The organism is Chitinophaga sp. S165 (assembly GCF_003182155.1).
Classification (GTDB): Bacteria; Bacteroidota; Bacteroidia; order Chitinophagales; family Chitinophagaceae; genus Chitinophaga.
Map to the genome: position 1 here is coordinate 1,414,508 of NZ_QGTG01000002.1, position 14,409 is coordinate 1,428,916.

Annotated in this window: 11 protein-coding genes and 1 tRNA gene; 6 read left to right on the top strand and 6 right to left on the bottom strand. The window is 45.0% G+C overall.

From position 1 onward, the window contains the following. Nucleotides 1–23 precede the first annotated feature (23 nt). The gene (locus C7475_RS14060; protein WP_199236224.1) at nucleotides 24–512 is read right to left on the bottom strand and encodes a hypothetical protein; all 489 of its coding nucleotides are present in this window, start codon (nucleotides 510–512) and stop codon (nucleotides 24–26) included. A gap of 108 nt (nucleotides 513–620) precedes the next feature. Then, nucleotides 621–1,862 (bottom strand): multidrug effflux MFS transporter, encoded by a 1,242-nt coding sequence (locus C7475_RS14065; protein WP_233259852.1) that lies wholly within the window; start codon nucleotides 1,860–1,862, stop codon nucleotides 621–623. A gap of 141 nt (nucleotides 1,863–2,003) precedes the next feature. Between C7475_RS14065 and C7475_RS14070 the strand changes: the two genes are divergently transcribed. Next, nucleotides 2,004–2,732, top strand: a complete 729-nt coding sequence (locus C7475_RS14070) for a YoaK family protein (RefSeq protein ID WP_110054083.1) — start codon at nucleotides 2,004–2,006, stop codon at nucleotides 2,730–2,732. A 166-nt stretch (nucleotides 2,733–2,898) separates the two neighbouring features. On the opposite strand, the gene C7475_RS14075 is transcribed toward C7475_RS14070, so the two are convergent. Continuing rightward, nucleotides 2,899–5,352, bottom strand: coding sequence for a glycoside hydrolase family 2 TIM barrel-domain containing protein (locus C7475_RS14075; RefSeq protein WP_110053960.1), 2,454 nt, complete (start codon nucleotides 5,350–5,352; stop codon nucleotides 2,899–2,901). A gap of 193 nt (nucleotides 5,353–5,545) precedes the next feature. On the opposite strand from C7475_RS14075, the gene C7475_RS14080 reads away from it, so the two are divergent. Then, nucleotides 5,546–5,619, top strand: a tRNA-Pro gene (locus C7475_RS14080). A 76-nt stretch (nucleotides 5,620–5,695) separates the two neighbouring features. Continuing rightward, entirely contained in the window at nucleotides 5,696–7,327 is a 1,632-nt protein-coding gene (locus C7475_RS14085; RefSeq protein WP_110053961.1) for an AAA family ATPase, read from the top strand. A gap of 237 nt (nucleotides 7,328–7,564) precedes the next feature. On the opposite strand, the gene rhuM (C7475_RS33160) is transcribed toward C7475_RS14085, so the two are convergent. Further along, nucleotides 7,565–7,885, bottom strand: a complete 321-nt coding sequence (rhuM, locus tag C7475_RS33160; protein WP_199236235.1) for a RhuM family protein — start codon at nucleotides 7,883–7,885, stop codon at nucleotides 7,565–7,567. Nucleotides 7,886–7,893: 8 nt separating this feature from the next. Beyond that, nucleotides 7,894–8,067, bottom strand: coding sequence for a RhuM family protein (rhuM, locus tag C7475_RS33530; protein ID WP_199236225.1), 174 nt, complete (start codon nucleotides 8,065–8,067; stop codon nucleotides 7,894–7,896). A gap of 765 nt (nucleotides 8,068–8,832) precedes the next feature. On the opposite strand from rhuM (C7475_RS33530), the gene C7475_RS14100 reads away from it, so the two are divergent. The 3 genes from C7475_RS14100 (at nucleotide 8,833) to C7475_RS14110 (ending at nucleotide 13,352) form a co-directional block, all read left to right on the top strand. After that, a complete protein-coding gene (locus C7475_RS14100; RefSeq protein ID WP_146217546.1) occupies nucleotides 8,833–10,308 on the top strand; it encodes a cytochrome c family protein in 1,476 nt (491 codons plus the stop codon). Nucleotides 10,309–10,643: 335 nt separating this feature from the next. Continuing rightward, nucleotides 10,644–12,662 carry a T9SS type A sorting domain-containing protein gene (locus C7475_RS14105; RefSeq protein WP_110053963.1) on the top strand — a complete coding sequence of 673 codons (2,019 nt, stop codon included), beginning with the start codon at nucleotides 10,644–10,646 and terminating at the stop codon, nucleotides 12,660–12,662. 195 nt (nucleotides 12,663–12,857) lie between these two features. Beyond that, the gene (locus C7475_RS14110) at nucleotides 12,858–13,352 is read left to right on the top strand and encodes a hypothetical protein (RefSeq protein ID WP_110053964.1); all 495 of its coding nucleotides are present in this window, start codon (nucleotides 12,858–12,860) and stop codon (nucleotides 13,350–13,352) included. A 31-nt stretch (nucleotides 13,353–13,383) separates the two neighbouring features. On the opposite strand, the gene C7475_RS14115 is transcribed toward C7475_RS14110, so the two are convergent. Beyond that, complete coding sequence (locus C7475_RS14115; RefSeq protein WP_110053965.1) at nucleotides 13,384–14,340, bottom strand: nitrilase family protein; 957 nt, start codon at nucleotides 14,338–14,340, stop codon at nucleotides 13,384–13,386. Between the last annotated feature and the right edge of the window lie 69 nt (nucleotides 14,341–14,409).

The window sequence follows — 14,409 nt, forward strand, 5'->3', positions numbered from 1 at the left end:
GTATCTTTTTCGCAAGGCAGTTGCTACATACGTGTGAAATACATATACCAGTTCCATTCCCAGGTGGCGCCATCATCTGTGGAGAAGGCCTGGCTCCATACAGGCGCATCCGGATCGGTTTTGTCCCAGTTGAATTTCACGAGGATCTTTTGGCCGTTGAATACGTCGTCAGCGAAGAATAATCCCGTATCTCCTGCAAAAGATCCCACTACCGGTGGTTCCAGTACGCCCCTGTTGCTATCGGCCCAGTAGATGCTCCATAGCCTGCTGGCCGGATTGAACAGACGCAGGGTTATTCCTTCAAAAGGTTGATCATTGACCGTGGCAGACAGGATATCGGTATTGCCGATGCCATGAAGTACGAGGCGCATGTCCTGTGTTGCGTCAAATTCATCCCATTCGGTACATCCGTCTAAACGGCTTTTCAGCTTACGGTTACGAACATGCCATTGCCCCGCGAGGAAGTCAAAGTCATGGTGAGAGGAAGTCGGGGCGGGTTGAATAGATTGCATATCGTGGTTTTTATGCAAAGAAAAGGGCTATGAATGACAACCTTATGTCAGCAGTACAAAAAAAGGCGCCGGAAGAGCGCCTTTTTTGGGTGTATGCTATAAAATGTTTTAGTGAATGACTACAGCCTCACCGCCTTCCTGCAATAAAACGGGGTTAGTGATGCGTGTGCGTCCTGCCAGCAGCATAGTCAGTGATAATATCGCTGTACAAGCCATAATAACGGTCATGGGCACAGCAGTCGTCATATCGAACAGTGCGGCGATCGTAGAGGCCAGTCCGCCGATGCCCATCTGCAAAGCGCCCATTAATGCGGCAGCACTTCCTGCATTTTTTTTGAAAGGTGCAATGCTAAGCGCGGAGGCGTTCGGGTTTACAAAACCCAGGCAGCTTAAGAACAGGAACAGCATGAAAATGGTAGCGCCTAATCCCAGCCATCCCATATAGGTTGCGGCACAGAACACGATCCCTACAAATGCTTGTCCGAACAGTGCTATACGGGTGATCTGTTCACTGGTGAAATAACGTAAGGTCAGGCTGTTCAGCTGACTGGACCCGATAAAACCTACAGACAAACCTGCGAAGATCCAGCCGAAGTTGTGTTCAGATACATGAAAGATGTCCATGAATACTACGGGGGAAGAAGATACGTACACGAATAGTCCGGAGAAGGCGAGTGCCCCGGTCAACGCATACGTATAAAACTGCGGTTCCCGCATTACTGACCAGAAGCCGTTGATGATAGGACCGGGTTTCAGGGACATGGAGGTATCCGGCTGATGGCTTTCCGGCAGGAAGAAAAAGCAGGCAAGCATCACCAGTAATCCCATCAAACCTAGCACGATGAATATCACCTGCCAACCCCATGCTGCGGTGATAAAGCCGCCTATGGTCGGGGCCAGCATCGGAGAAGCAGCTACCACCAGCATCAGCAGGGCAAATACTTTAGCACTGTCTTTTATCGGGAAGAAGTCGCGCACCATTGCTACAGAAGCAACAGCGGCAGCGCAGCTGCCTACCGCCTGAATAAAACGTACGGCTACGAAAAAGTCGAGTGATTTTGCCACAATACAACCGGCGGAAGCCAGCATGTAAACGATCAATCCTGCGTAAAGCGGTTTCTTTCTTCCAAAACGATCGAGTAGCGGGCCGTATAACAGCTGACCGAAAGATATACCGATGAAATAACTGGCGAGTGAAAGTCCCATCCTGTCAGTGGTTGTATGCAGGTCCTTTGCGATGACCTGGTAACCGGAAAGGTACATATCGATTGAAAAGGGCCCGAGGGCCGTCATTGTTCCTAGTATTAGTATTAGCGACCAATATTGCCGGGCGGTCATTTTAGCTTCCATTCTTAGTGTTTGAGTTTGCAAAATTATTTAAACATATCGGGAAATCCCAATCTAACTATCCCTTGATAGGATGAAGGGGATTTAACAAAATACTGGCATTACTCTTGTCGGATGGATTATCTCATCAACCAACTTCTTCATATGCTTCGTGAGAATCCCGGCCAGCGCAGCCTTAAAAAGAATCTGATGCTGGCATCTTCTACAGCTTCTGTAGCTGGCATGACCAATGTGGTGGGCGTAATCGCTTTCCTGTCTTTTGTGTCCAACATAACAGGCCATGTAGCCACACTGGCGGGAAAAATTACGGAGCAGGACATAGGCGAAGTGTACACGGTGTTATACTGGTTATTCATGTTCTTCTTCGGCGCCTTTGTGTCCAACTTCATTGTCAAATCGCTCGATTACCGGAGTACTTATGTGGCGCATGCCACACCAATAGTACTGGAGATCGTTATTTTGCTGGGAGTAGCTTTCTACGGGAATGACGTGGGTAGTATGAGTGATTTTCAGCGGGAGGCTGTAACGGGAGCGGTGTTATTTTGTATGGGCCTGCAGAATGGCCTGGTGTCGAGGATATCCGGTGGGTTGATCAAGACGTCACATCTTACCGGATTGGTTACTGACCTGGCGGGAGAATTGTCAGATCTTTTACATCCACATGTAGAGAGGACCCGTGAACTCAAAGATAAGATTTATATCCGTTTTACTGTACTGGCTTTTTTTATTATAGGAGGATTATTAGGCGGTTATCTGTTCGGCCTGATCGGGATGACCACCTTTTTTGTGATCCCTTTTATTTTGAGCACTATTCTTCTTTACGATATATACCCCGTATTACTTCACCGCCTCAGGAAATGGTGGACGGCCTGAATAGTATTGTTAAGATCATACCAGTTGAATAACTTTCAACTGGTATGATGTGTCAATTTGACCGTAAAGCATTGGTCGAACAAGCGTCGAACAAGCGTCGAAGAAGCATCGAACAAGGAGAGTCCAAGCAGAGACCAAGCAGAGACCAAGCAGAGACCAAGCAAGCTTATTTCGTCGGGATGCTAATTTTAGCCGTTTTTAGACCCTCGCCCTCGACCTGGAGTGTTATGTTGCCTCGCCTTCCATCTGCCCTTAAAATGGCCAATCCTCGCCCTCTGAAGGTAGTCAGTGCCGGTTGTTGGAAACTGGCCGGACAATTTGGACAGGCGCTTCCTGCGGATGCCAAAGTTCCGTGTCCGCTGACGGTGATCTTTAATGGAAAATTCGCATTTGGTATAATATTCCCCAATCCATCTACAACATCCACATTTACGTACACGAGAGAACCGGGGTCTGAAGATATTTGTTTACGGTCAGCTGTTAACCTGATAGCCGACGGTGGTTCTGTTACGGCAAGTGTTTTAACGCCGATCTCATTCTCTTTGCTGTCGTATACGAAGGCGGTCAGCACGCCGGGAACATAGGGAATATCAAAGGTCACGGTGAGGGGCACACTGTCCGATACATATTTGGTTGCCACCCGGCGGTCATTCAATACCAGGTTAACCTTCTTTGCCCGTGTGAATACCCGCACCTGCATGGTGCTATCTTTCATACCCGGCCAGGTCCAGGAGGCCACCTCGTCTGGCCATCCCCATTTACTTACCTTTTCTTCTTTTCCTTTTGGGATAGGTATATGCACCAGCATTTCAACAGGGCTGTTTCCCCACACCACATCGCGGTAATGGGACTGAGGTTTTTTATTGCCAATGAGGTCTATGTCGCCGCACCAGGCATTGAACCAGGGGAAGGAGAGCCTGCCGGAACCGCTGCCGGTATAAGTGCTGTGTCCTATGCCGGCTTCTCCCAGATAGTCCATGGCCGTCCATACGAAATCGCCGATCACAAAGGGAAGGCCCTGTACCTGGTTCCAGGAATTGTACAATTCTCCCGGAAGTGTTTCTGAACCGTACATTACACGGCCGGGGACGCGTCTCTTATCGATAGCATAGCTGTACCACTGATAGTTGTAACCGGCTACGTCCAGCAAAACAAAAGAGGCGTCTGTAGCCTCCCAGGCAAATGGCCGTCCCTGGAAGTCGTTCTCTGCTTCAGTAATAGCGCGGGTGCTATCCAATCTCCGGATCTCTTTGACCATCTGGCGGGTAATTGCCAGACCGGGAGGGTCCACCCGTTCCGGAATCTCATTTCCAATACTCCACATAATGATGCTGGGATGATTCCTGTCGCGCATTACCATACTTTGCAGGTCGCGTTGCCACCAATCTTTGAAGAACCGGTGATAATCCAGTGGTTGTTTTTGTTCCATCCACACATCGAAGGCTTCATCTATCACCAGCATGCCTGATTTGTCGCAGGCTTCCAGGAATTTTTCGGAAGGCGGATTATGGCTGGTGCGGATGGCATTGAAACCGTAAGTCTTCATCAGTTCCACCTTCCTTTCTTCAGCCCTGTCAAAAGCAGCCGCTCCGAGCAGGCCGTTGTCGTGATGCAGGCAGCCGCCTTTGAGCAGGACTTTCTCTCCATTGATGGTGAGGCCGTTACGCGGGCTTATGTTGATCTTCCGGATACCTGTATTGACTACCAGCTGGTCGGTGGTTGTTTTAGACTTCACATTCATTGTATCCAGCAGTCGGATTTCGGTGGTATAGAGGTAGGGTCTTTCCGGCGACCATAACGCCGGATTATTTACTGTGAGTTGTTTGGTGACGATGGTCGTATCGCCTGGCGTAACCGTCACTGGCTGCATGGCATCGGCGACTACCAGCCCCGTACTATCCTTCAACCGGATCTGCAGCATACGTTGGGCTGCCGTTTTTCCGCTGCTTGTCATTGCCGAGGTGACCTGCACAACGGCTTTTTCTTTTCCAGCCTCCGGGCTGGTGATAAAGATGCCGTCTTTTACCAGGTGTACAGGAGGGGGCATTACCAGGTGAACATGCCTGTAGATACCCGCACCTGTATACCAACGGGAATTAAGCCCCTCATTTTTGACCCTTACAGCTATAACGTTCTTTTGTCCGGCAGCTGCGAGATAAGGCGTCATATCGTACGTAAAGGGCGTATATCCATACGGGTGGTTACCGAGGTGATGCCCGTTGATCCAGACGTCACTGTCCATGTATACGCCTTCAAAACGGACAGCAACGGTCTGCCCCTCAGGGAGGGACGGCAAAGTGAATTGCTTACGGTACCAGGCGATGCCGCCTACTACATAGGCGCCGTGCTCCTGTACCGGACTGTATTTGTTGAAAGGGCCGATAATGGTGCTGTCGTTCTGCCCGGGAAGGTCTTCTATCGCCCAGTCGTGCGGCAGGTGCAGTATTCTCCAGTCGGCATCGGGATATTCTGGTTTCTCTGCTCCGTTCAACCTGTTTTTTTTGAACCGCCAGTTATCGTCGAACAGTTGTTCTCTGACCAGCGGTAGCTTTTTTATTTGTCCATAGGATTGAAGGGCGAGCAACAGGCTGCCCAGGCAGAATAGTTTAGCAAGGCTCATAGAATTCTATATTTTCCCAGTGTGAATGCGGTTTTCCCCGTTTTTGAAATGCATCTCACAGATGGAATCCGAAAGTTATTTTAAAAATTTTGATATTTTTTTTGAATCATTTTTGGTTAATTCAAAAAATCGCCTACCTTTGCAATCCCAAACATCGAAAGCGATGGCAACAAAGCGAGATGTTTAACGGGTTCGGGGCGTAGCGTAGCCCGGTATCGCGCCTGCTTTGGGAGCAGGAGGTCGCAGGTTCGAATCCTGCCGCCCCGACAGAAGGAGATCAGAAATGATCTCCTTTTTTGTTTCTTCTCCATACCATTTGCATGGATTACTTTATTTTTGAACCATGCGTATCACAAAACTGGAACTTCGAAATTTTAAGCGTTTTTCTGACCTGACCATTGATAAAATACCAGAGACTTCAAAGTTGGTATTACTAATTGGAGCCAATGGATCAGGTAAATCCTCTGTTTTTGATGCATTTAATTTTATAGGAAGAGATGTTGTAGGACAGTTTCATCCCGATAATTTTGAGCTACGTATTAAGCCCTATTATGCTAAAAATGAGGCTGATCCGGAAGTCCTAATTTCTATGTCTATTAATCAGCAAGTTGGTTACTCCGACGGAATGCTAAAAGGTGATCGGCGAGTATTGAAAAACAAATTCATTGGTAGAAGTAGTATACGCATTGTACCAAGAATCTCCCAAAAAGGTACCAGCGATGCCGTTGTCAATAACTCGGATGGCCCTTTTTCATTTATTGATGCTGATGAGAGATTCGATAATGATCTGGCCCAATATATTCAGCAGATTGATAATGCTTTAAGAGAGCCTGTTTTTAGTGGTCGCTCTGCCGATACATTACAAATATTTCAGGATTTTATTCAGCCGTTAAATCAGTCACTTCTTAATATTCTAGGAGGGGATGAACTTACAACTATTCAAATAGCTGAGTTTAAAAATGCTACCTCTCAGGAAAGCGCTAAGTTAATATTCAAAAAAGGAACTTCTAAAATTAACTACGATCTACTAAGCCATGGAGAAAAACAGATTGTAATTCTCCTGTTGAACTTTGTAGTAAGGAAGGAACAATATAAAGATGCTGTCATTTACATTGATGAAATGGACTGCCATTTAAATACATCCCTTCAATCCAAATTATTATCAGAAATTGTCGATGTCTGGATACCTGAAGATGCACAGCTATGGACCGCTTCCCATGCACTTGGTTTTATAGACTTTGCGAGAAATGCTGAAAATGCAAGTATCATAGATCTTGATTCTCTAAACTTTGATTTACCGCAGTTGCTAGTACCAGAGCCAAAGGGGAACCTTGAAGTATATGATATTGCTGTACCGAAGGAAACGTTGCAAAATATTCTTCAGGGGCGAAAATTAGTTGTGGTCGAGAATCAGAATGATACATTTTTTAACCTGGCATTTAAAGGGAAGACATATTTCTTCTTACCCGCCAAAGATAGTAGGGAATTATTCTTAACGATCAAAGGGGATTCTTCAATGTTGGGAATCAGAGACCGGGATTATTTCAGAGACGATGAAATAGTGGCAATACAGAAAAAGCATCCTAATCTTAAAATTTTACATTACTATGCTTTCGAAAATTATATTTACCATCCGGAAAATATTGCAGAGCTAAAATGGGGAGATTTCAATAAAGAAGAGTACATCAAAGATATTACAGAACAGAAAAACCACAAACTTCATACAATCCTTCTTGGTCTTGCTACTTCAAGGCAAACTTACATTGAGTTTAAGGATGCAATTTCAAATGATGGTAAGGCTGAACCTATTCTGAAAGCATTGGAAAGTAATGATTTTGAAACATTTTATCCTTTTTTTAGTATGAAGACTTATTATAGTAAAGTGTACCTGCAACAAATACTTAATAAGCATACTGTGAGTGATCTTGTTAACACTAATTGGTTCCGGAATAGTATCGAAAACCTGTTAAAATAATTCGTTATTTTTTTAATGTCATTGTGCGCTCCGTGGCGTACGGTGTGGAAGCGGGTTCATTAATGTTTATAAAAAGGAGAAGGGTATTTGGAAACGGTGGTCGACCTTAGTGAGCTGGGTTAGCTAAATGATCCCATAACCCAACGAATCTTATGCCTAAAGAGACACTATTTATAGACCTGTTACATATAAATCAAGTCCGTATTCAGACAGTTATTGTGACGCGTTCATCTAAATCTATTCCCCTTTATTTTGTTTAAGTATGTCTTTAAATTCTTTTTCAAAATCACTTTTAAAAGTCCTACCTTGTTCGATCCGGAATTTCTCATACGCTGTTTCCGCCAATTTCATTGCTACAGCATGACTGACTTTTCCTGCATCTTTTAAAACCTGGTATTCATTAAATTGCAGAAAAGCATCTAATTTTTTTATCCAGTCAGTCATTTTCATTGGTAGTTGACGTGCTGCCTGGTTTTCGGCATAGTCTAAATACATGGAAACAATCCTTTCAAGTTCCTTTATTTCTTTTTCTATAAGGTAGTTTTTGGCAATTCCTATATCACTTTTTAATACCTAAAACTATTGACTCTATAACCAACGGCAATAATAATGTCAAGGTTATAAAAATCAACTTCTCTTTTGACTTCCCTGCTACCCTCTTTTTGAACTACTCGAATTTTTCGAGTAGTTGCTATTTCATCTCGAAACATACGCACAGTGACCAATAGATCACTGTGCATAGTAGTTTATCCCCGGAATGATCGGAACGCTTTATACATCTCCCCTGCAAATATCTCTGGCTGTTCAAAGGCGGCAAAGTGCCCTTCCTTATCCACCATATTCCAATAAAACAAGTTTGGCCAGGCGGCTTCGGCCCAGGCACGTGGAGGAAGAAATGTTTCGCCAGGGAAAACATTTAATTCAAATGGAGTAACAGATGCTGTCGCTTGTGGTAATGTAAATATCTGTGGTAGATCATGACTTACACTCGAAAAAGGTTGCTTTCAATTTGTTCCATACTGTTCTGAATTTTCCGGTTCATATTATTTCTGTAAAGAAATAATATGAATTTCGATCCAACTGTCCCATTTAGCTCAATGTTCCTGACAAATTAGCTCAGACATACATGTCAGTTAGCAAGCAGTTGACTGGTACAACTCAGACGAGCTGCGATAAATTAAACATCTTCTGCATCTGATAAAATGACTTAATACTAACTCATTCATTCCAATATATTTATGCCCGAAAATTTTATTTCGTGTATAAAATATCAGTATATTTAACTTCAGACTGACCTCAAAGTAATACTCAAAAAACCATAATCATTGCGGACCGATTAAATCAACCTTAATATCATTTTAACGAAACCTTATCTGGCAATTGCACAGCAATAGCACGGTGCATTCATGCGTCATGATCACTATTCAATCATAACAGGAGTGATGCCTGTCTGTGATATTATTGCCCTGTTTTCATCTCATCACAACCAAAATCATCCTGTTGCAATGAAGAAAATCCTCAAACAAAAAGTATGGCTCGTAGCCTTTGTTATTGTATTGATTGTTTATCTCGCGTCAGTTATTACTCCCGGACAAGCCACTAAAAACAGGCTCGCTGTTGACTCTTGCAATTGTAGTGCAGACGTGAACATTCCTTTTGGAAGCAACGTGCCCGGTGATCTGCCTCCTGGCCAATTTAACAGTCAGACAAATTCTAACTGTTTCGGCTGGTGGCAATTTGTGTCGCTGAACTGGCCATCTGAAGGTGATTATTTTGGAACGCCGGGGAGTACCGCTCCAGTACAATGGGAAACATATATCACGGCTGATGAGTTATATCCTCCCAATGGTGTACGCCCGCCTGCATGGGAACAGGTAGGAAGGAAATTACCTGCAGATGTTCTGAAGAAAGACAAGCGGATGTCAGAAGCTACGCTCTTTTTAACTGCGACAAGTAAATTCCGCGATCATCCCATGATGGTGCTCGATTCCAGTAACGAAGAGGAAGCGCATCCTGAATTTGGCCCTGCATGGTTAGGAGCGCAGAACGGCACTAACTTATGGTATACCATCCACATGAACAGGGATGAGTACAACTTTATCGTAAACAATGGTTATTACAATGCAAATGCCCAATGCGATTCGGCGGCTGCTGGTGTGCCGGTTGTATTCCCTGAGGGTCAGTATAACGGTCCTACGGGCGCTGTAGAGATCAAGTCAGCCTGGATGGAGGTGACTGATCCCGACAACAAGAAATGGCTCACCTATAAACTTTCCAAAGCGGTGGTACTGGACGCTTCGACCGGCGAATATCGCTTCACGCTTGTAGCACTTGTAGGGCTGCATATTTTGCAGAAAACAACCTCGCAGCCTCAATGGGTATGGACCACTTTTGAGCATGAAAATAACGTTCCTGATGGCGATAATCCATCAACCAGCTATAACCTGTATAATCCGAATTGTCAGCCTAAGATCCTGAACATACCGGCAGGTTGTTCTAATACAGGTGGCCCCGATACAATAGGTTGCGAGCCGAATAAAGCGCCCGGTTATTATCTCTGCAAAGGAGCAGGCCCGGTGCCTATACAGGTAACACGACGTTTCCCCATTCCTGATACTTCCAGGTTGATCACTAACACACTGCATAATTTTATCCGCCAGAAATATCCGGAATCTATCTGGCTACACTATAAGCTGATCAACGTGCTCTGGTCACAGGCTCCGCCACCACCACCGCCCACACAGCCGGTGAATGCTCCTTTAAAAACTAAAGGCATGCAACCACTGGAGCCAGTAGCTAATACAACAATGGAGACGTATATACAGCGGCAAACCTGTACCGGTTGTCACAGATATGCTTCTATATCAACTGCTGGTAGCTGTGACTCGACGTTAAAGGCATTTTCATCTGATTTTAGTTTCACGTTTGGTCTGGCACAAGCGCCAGGTAGCAGCCCTAAGGCGCAAAAAAAGAAGAAATAATAGGAGGGTAAAAAATGAAAGGAGAACTTACGGCCCGTTTTCGGGCTGTTTCTTTTTTAATGTGCTAATACAATAGCGAAATATTCTGCTAAACTACGGCATTGATCACATTGGAAACCTCAGTATCCACACACTTCGTGTAACCGTTTACTCTCTCCAACATTTAATTATTTCGGGAACGATTGCATAAATAAATCATCGCCCGCGCACGTAAAACCAATAAAAAAGATAGAACTTGATGCTGTGAACAATTGGATTAGCCCAAAGCCATGGCGAGCTAACAGCCATTCCACTTATGTAAAATTTATCTAACCAATATCATAAAAACAAACCCTATGCAACAGAACCGGTTCATACTACTGGTGCTAAGTGCCATACTATGCCTCGCCAGTTTATCTGCCTATAGCCAATGTACCCTCGTTGGCTGGGCCAGTCAAAATGGAGGCGTAACAGGTGGCGGATCTGCCGCCGCCACAGTTGTTACTAATTACAACGATCTTAAAACTGCTATTACATCTTCCACTGTAAAGGTTGTCCATATCTCCGGGTCTATTACAATCCCTTCCGGCGGACGAATCAGTTTTCAGGACCAATCGGGAAAGACGATCTATGGCCTGCCTGGTGCAAGATTAGTATCAAGCGACCTGACACAGGATGGTTCGGGTATATTGAGTGTAAAAAGAGTTTCCAATATCATTTTCAGGAACATCATCTTTGAAGGTCCTGGTGCTTATGATGCTGATGGCTGGGATAATGTTACGATCGATAACAGCACCAACGTCTGGGTTGATCATTGTGAGTTCAGGGATGGAATGGATGGCAACCTCGATATTAAAAACGCAGCGGACTACATTACGGTAACATGGTGCAAATTTGTTTATAACAAAACGCCTATTCCCGGTGGTTCAGGTGGTTCCGATGATCACCGGTTCTCCAACCTGTTCGGCTCCAGCGACGGTGCTACTGCCGACAGAGGAAAATTACGTATCACGATGCAGTATTGCTGGTGGGGACAAGGTTGTAAAGCGCGTATGCCAAGAGTACGGTTTGGGAAAGTGCATGTGGTTAACAACCTTTTTAATAGCAGCGTTGCCGCACAGTGTGTGATGGCTGGATTTGAAGCAGATCTTTTGGTTGAAAGCAATGTGTTTGAGAATGTATCGGAGCCCATTGATCTAATGGATAATACATTTACCGCTATTACTTCCCGGAATAATATTTTTACCAGTACTACCGGTAATACGGCCGGTAGTGGTACTGCATTTACTCCTCCTTATTCACTGACCGTAACACCTGCCGGCCAGGTAAAGAATATGGTGTCCGTAAGCGCAGGTGCAACATTGACCAGTCCGTCCTGCGGAGGCACTAATCCTAATCCGGGAACTTATACACTCAGCACAACGTCTGTACCGGCAGCAGGTGGTACTGTATCCGGTGCAGGTACTTATAATTCCGGTACTGTGGTAACTGTTACTGCCACTCCTGCGGCTGGCTATATCTTCACAGGATGGAGCGGAGACGCAAGCGGTACTGCGACTTCCGTAAATGTAACATTGAACAGTAATAAGTCGGTTACTGCAAACTTCACATTGCAGAATACCGGCGGATCAAGCACTATCAGGATCGAAGACAATGCTACTACCGCCCAGGGCTTTTGCGCTTATCAAGGCGCTATCAGTACCAACAGTGGCGCTAACAATGGCAGAGTAATTAACCTGACCAATTCCGCGGGCAGAGGAATGGACTGGAAGGTAAATGTACCATCGGCTGGAACCTACACGCTTACATGGCGATACGTGAATAGCAGTAGCAGTAACTCCTATGTGATGGCGTTGATCATAAACGGAACTACCGTCAATAGTGCACAACCGTTCCCACGAACGAGCAGCAGCACTGTTTTTGCCAATGCTACAGCCACGGTCTCGCTATCGGGGGGGAGTAATACCATCCGTTTGCAGTCAGTCGCATCTTCTGCTACCGCAGATATTGATTGGATCGAAATAACAGGCAATGCACCTTCAGCAGCAAATTGTGCCGCCTTAACAGCAACCGGATCCACAGTTTCTTTGCAATCAGGTAGTGATGTTGCTGGGCAGCAGGTGGCAAGTATCTATCCGAACCCGACCAGCGGTAACGCTACAATAAATGTCACACTGGCTAAAAACGAGCAGGCTTCCATCAGGGTATTCGATGCCCAGGGCCGTATGGTGCAGGATCTTGGTATTGTGAAGTCTGTTGACGGTGGAGTACAAAAGGTAGTTTGCAACCTCAGTACCAGGAACCGGGGATTATATTATGTAACTGTGATCAGGAGTAATGGACAAAGATCCAGTTATAAACTGATAGTTGAATAATTTATATAGAACCATGAACAGAAAGGGCAGGATGGATCTTATTCCATGCTGCCCTTTTCGTTGACATTCATTGAATTAATATTTTTTAAAAAAAATCTGTTCAGGGATAGGAGTTTTTAGATAAAGCTGGTCTTACTGTTAAACAATCGCCATTCACCTTTAAAACTAGCTTCAACGCTAAAACCCGATCGAACCATGAAGAAGATGTTGACTTTATTATTGTTGTGTGTAACAGTATTTTCCTGCAGTAAAGATGATAACACCGCTCCGGGAAACGGTCTTGAGTCATACAGGCCAAGTGATGATGTATCTGTTGATGCACCGGTTATGTACACGTATAACGGTGTTGTTCATGATCAGAAGATCATCAAAGACTACATAGTACGCCGGGGACATGCCGCGTATTTCACATTTGATGCTTCAACTACTTCCGGCGCTGCTCTAAGCTCATTTACCCTGGAATTCCAGGACGATAAAAATGTATTAAGAGGCAACCAAAAGACAGAGATCATCAGCAAGAATGATACGCTCTTAATGCTTGCCGCGATAGATTCCACCCAGGATAGTCCTAAACCCGAAAAGAATATTGCTGACTCATTGATGGATCTGGTCGAGCTGGGAAGGCCGGTAACCGATTGCCCGACGTATTATAGCGATCCATGTAAGTACAGGAAAAATATCCGATACTGAGCAGTGCTGGTCATCCGTAAACGGGTGGCCTTTACTCTTCGGAGTCGGGCATCCATACTACTTTCTGTACGGCCTTATGTGGAGCAGCAAGTATACTTCCATAGAGGTCCGTGCGTCTTGCATTCCGGTAGCGGTATCCACCAGATTGTGTGAGCTTTTCAGGTGTAATCGTTGCAATGGCAATATCGTCGCCTAAACGCTTGCATTCAGCAATGACATCTCCAAAAGGATCAAGGATCATCGAACAGCCGTTCTTCAATTGATCGTCGTCCATTCCGATAGGATTTGCAAATACAGCATAAATGCCGTTGTCATACGCCCTGGCGGGGAGCCATTTCATTAGCCAGCTACGGCCTTTTAATCCATCAAATTCTGCACGTAATGAAGTTGGATCAGCCTCTCTTAGTTCCCATAATGCAGGATCTACAAAGCCTGCTCCCGGTCTTGTAGAAGGTGTGCACATAGTTACATGTGGCATAAAGATGATGTCAGCGCCCAATAAAGCGGTTGCCCTTACATTTTCTATAATGTTATTATCGTAACAGATCAATATGCCACATTTCCATCCTAACAGGTCAAATACTACATATTCGTCGCCGGGCGTAAGATGTGGATTTATGAATGGATGGAGCTTGCGGTACTTCGCCAGTAAACCGGTTTTATCTACACATACATAAGCTTTATGTAAGGTTCCTTGTGTTGTCTTTTCAAATAGTCCGGCCAGAATAACAATATCCAGATCTTTTGCAATGGCAATTAAGGCCTGTATACTGTCCCCTTCGGGGATATATTCTGCAACATCAGTCAGCTGTTGCTTGTCCAGATGCCTGGCAAAGGTATAACCTGTGATAGAACACTCATGGAAAGCGATCACCTGCGCTCCCTGAGACCTGGCCTGTGCTGAAAGCGAACGGATAACGCTCAGGTTGTAGGCTTTGTCATTACTGCGATTCTCGAATTGTGCCGTGGCAATTTTGATCGGTTGCATATGAAATGATTCTGAAGTGGGTCTGGGCGTAATTTAAGATTTATTCACATGAGATATGGATTTAATCAA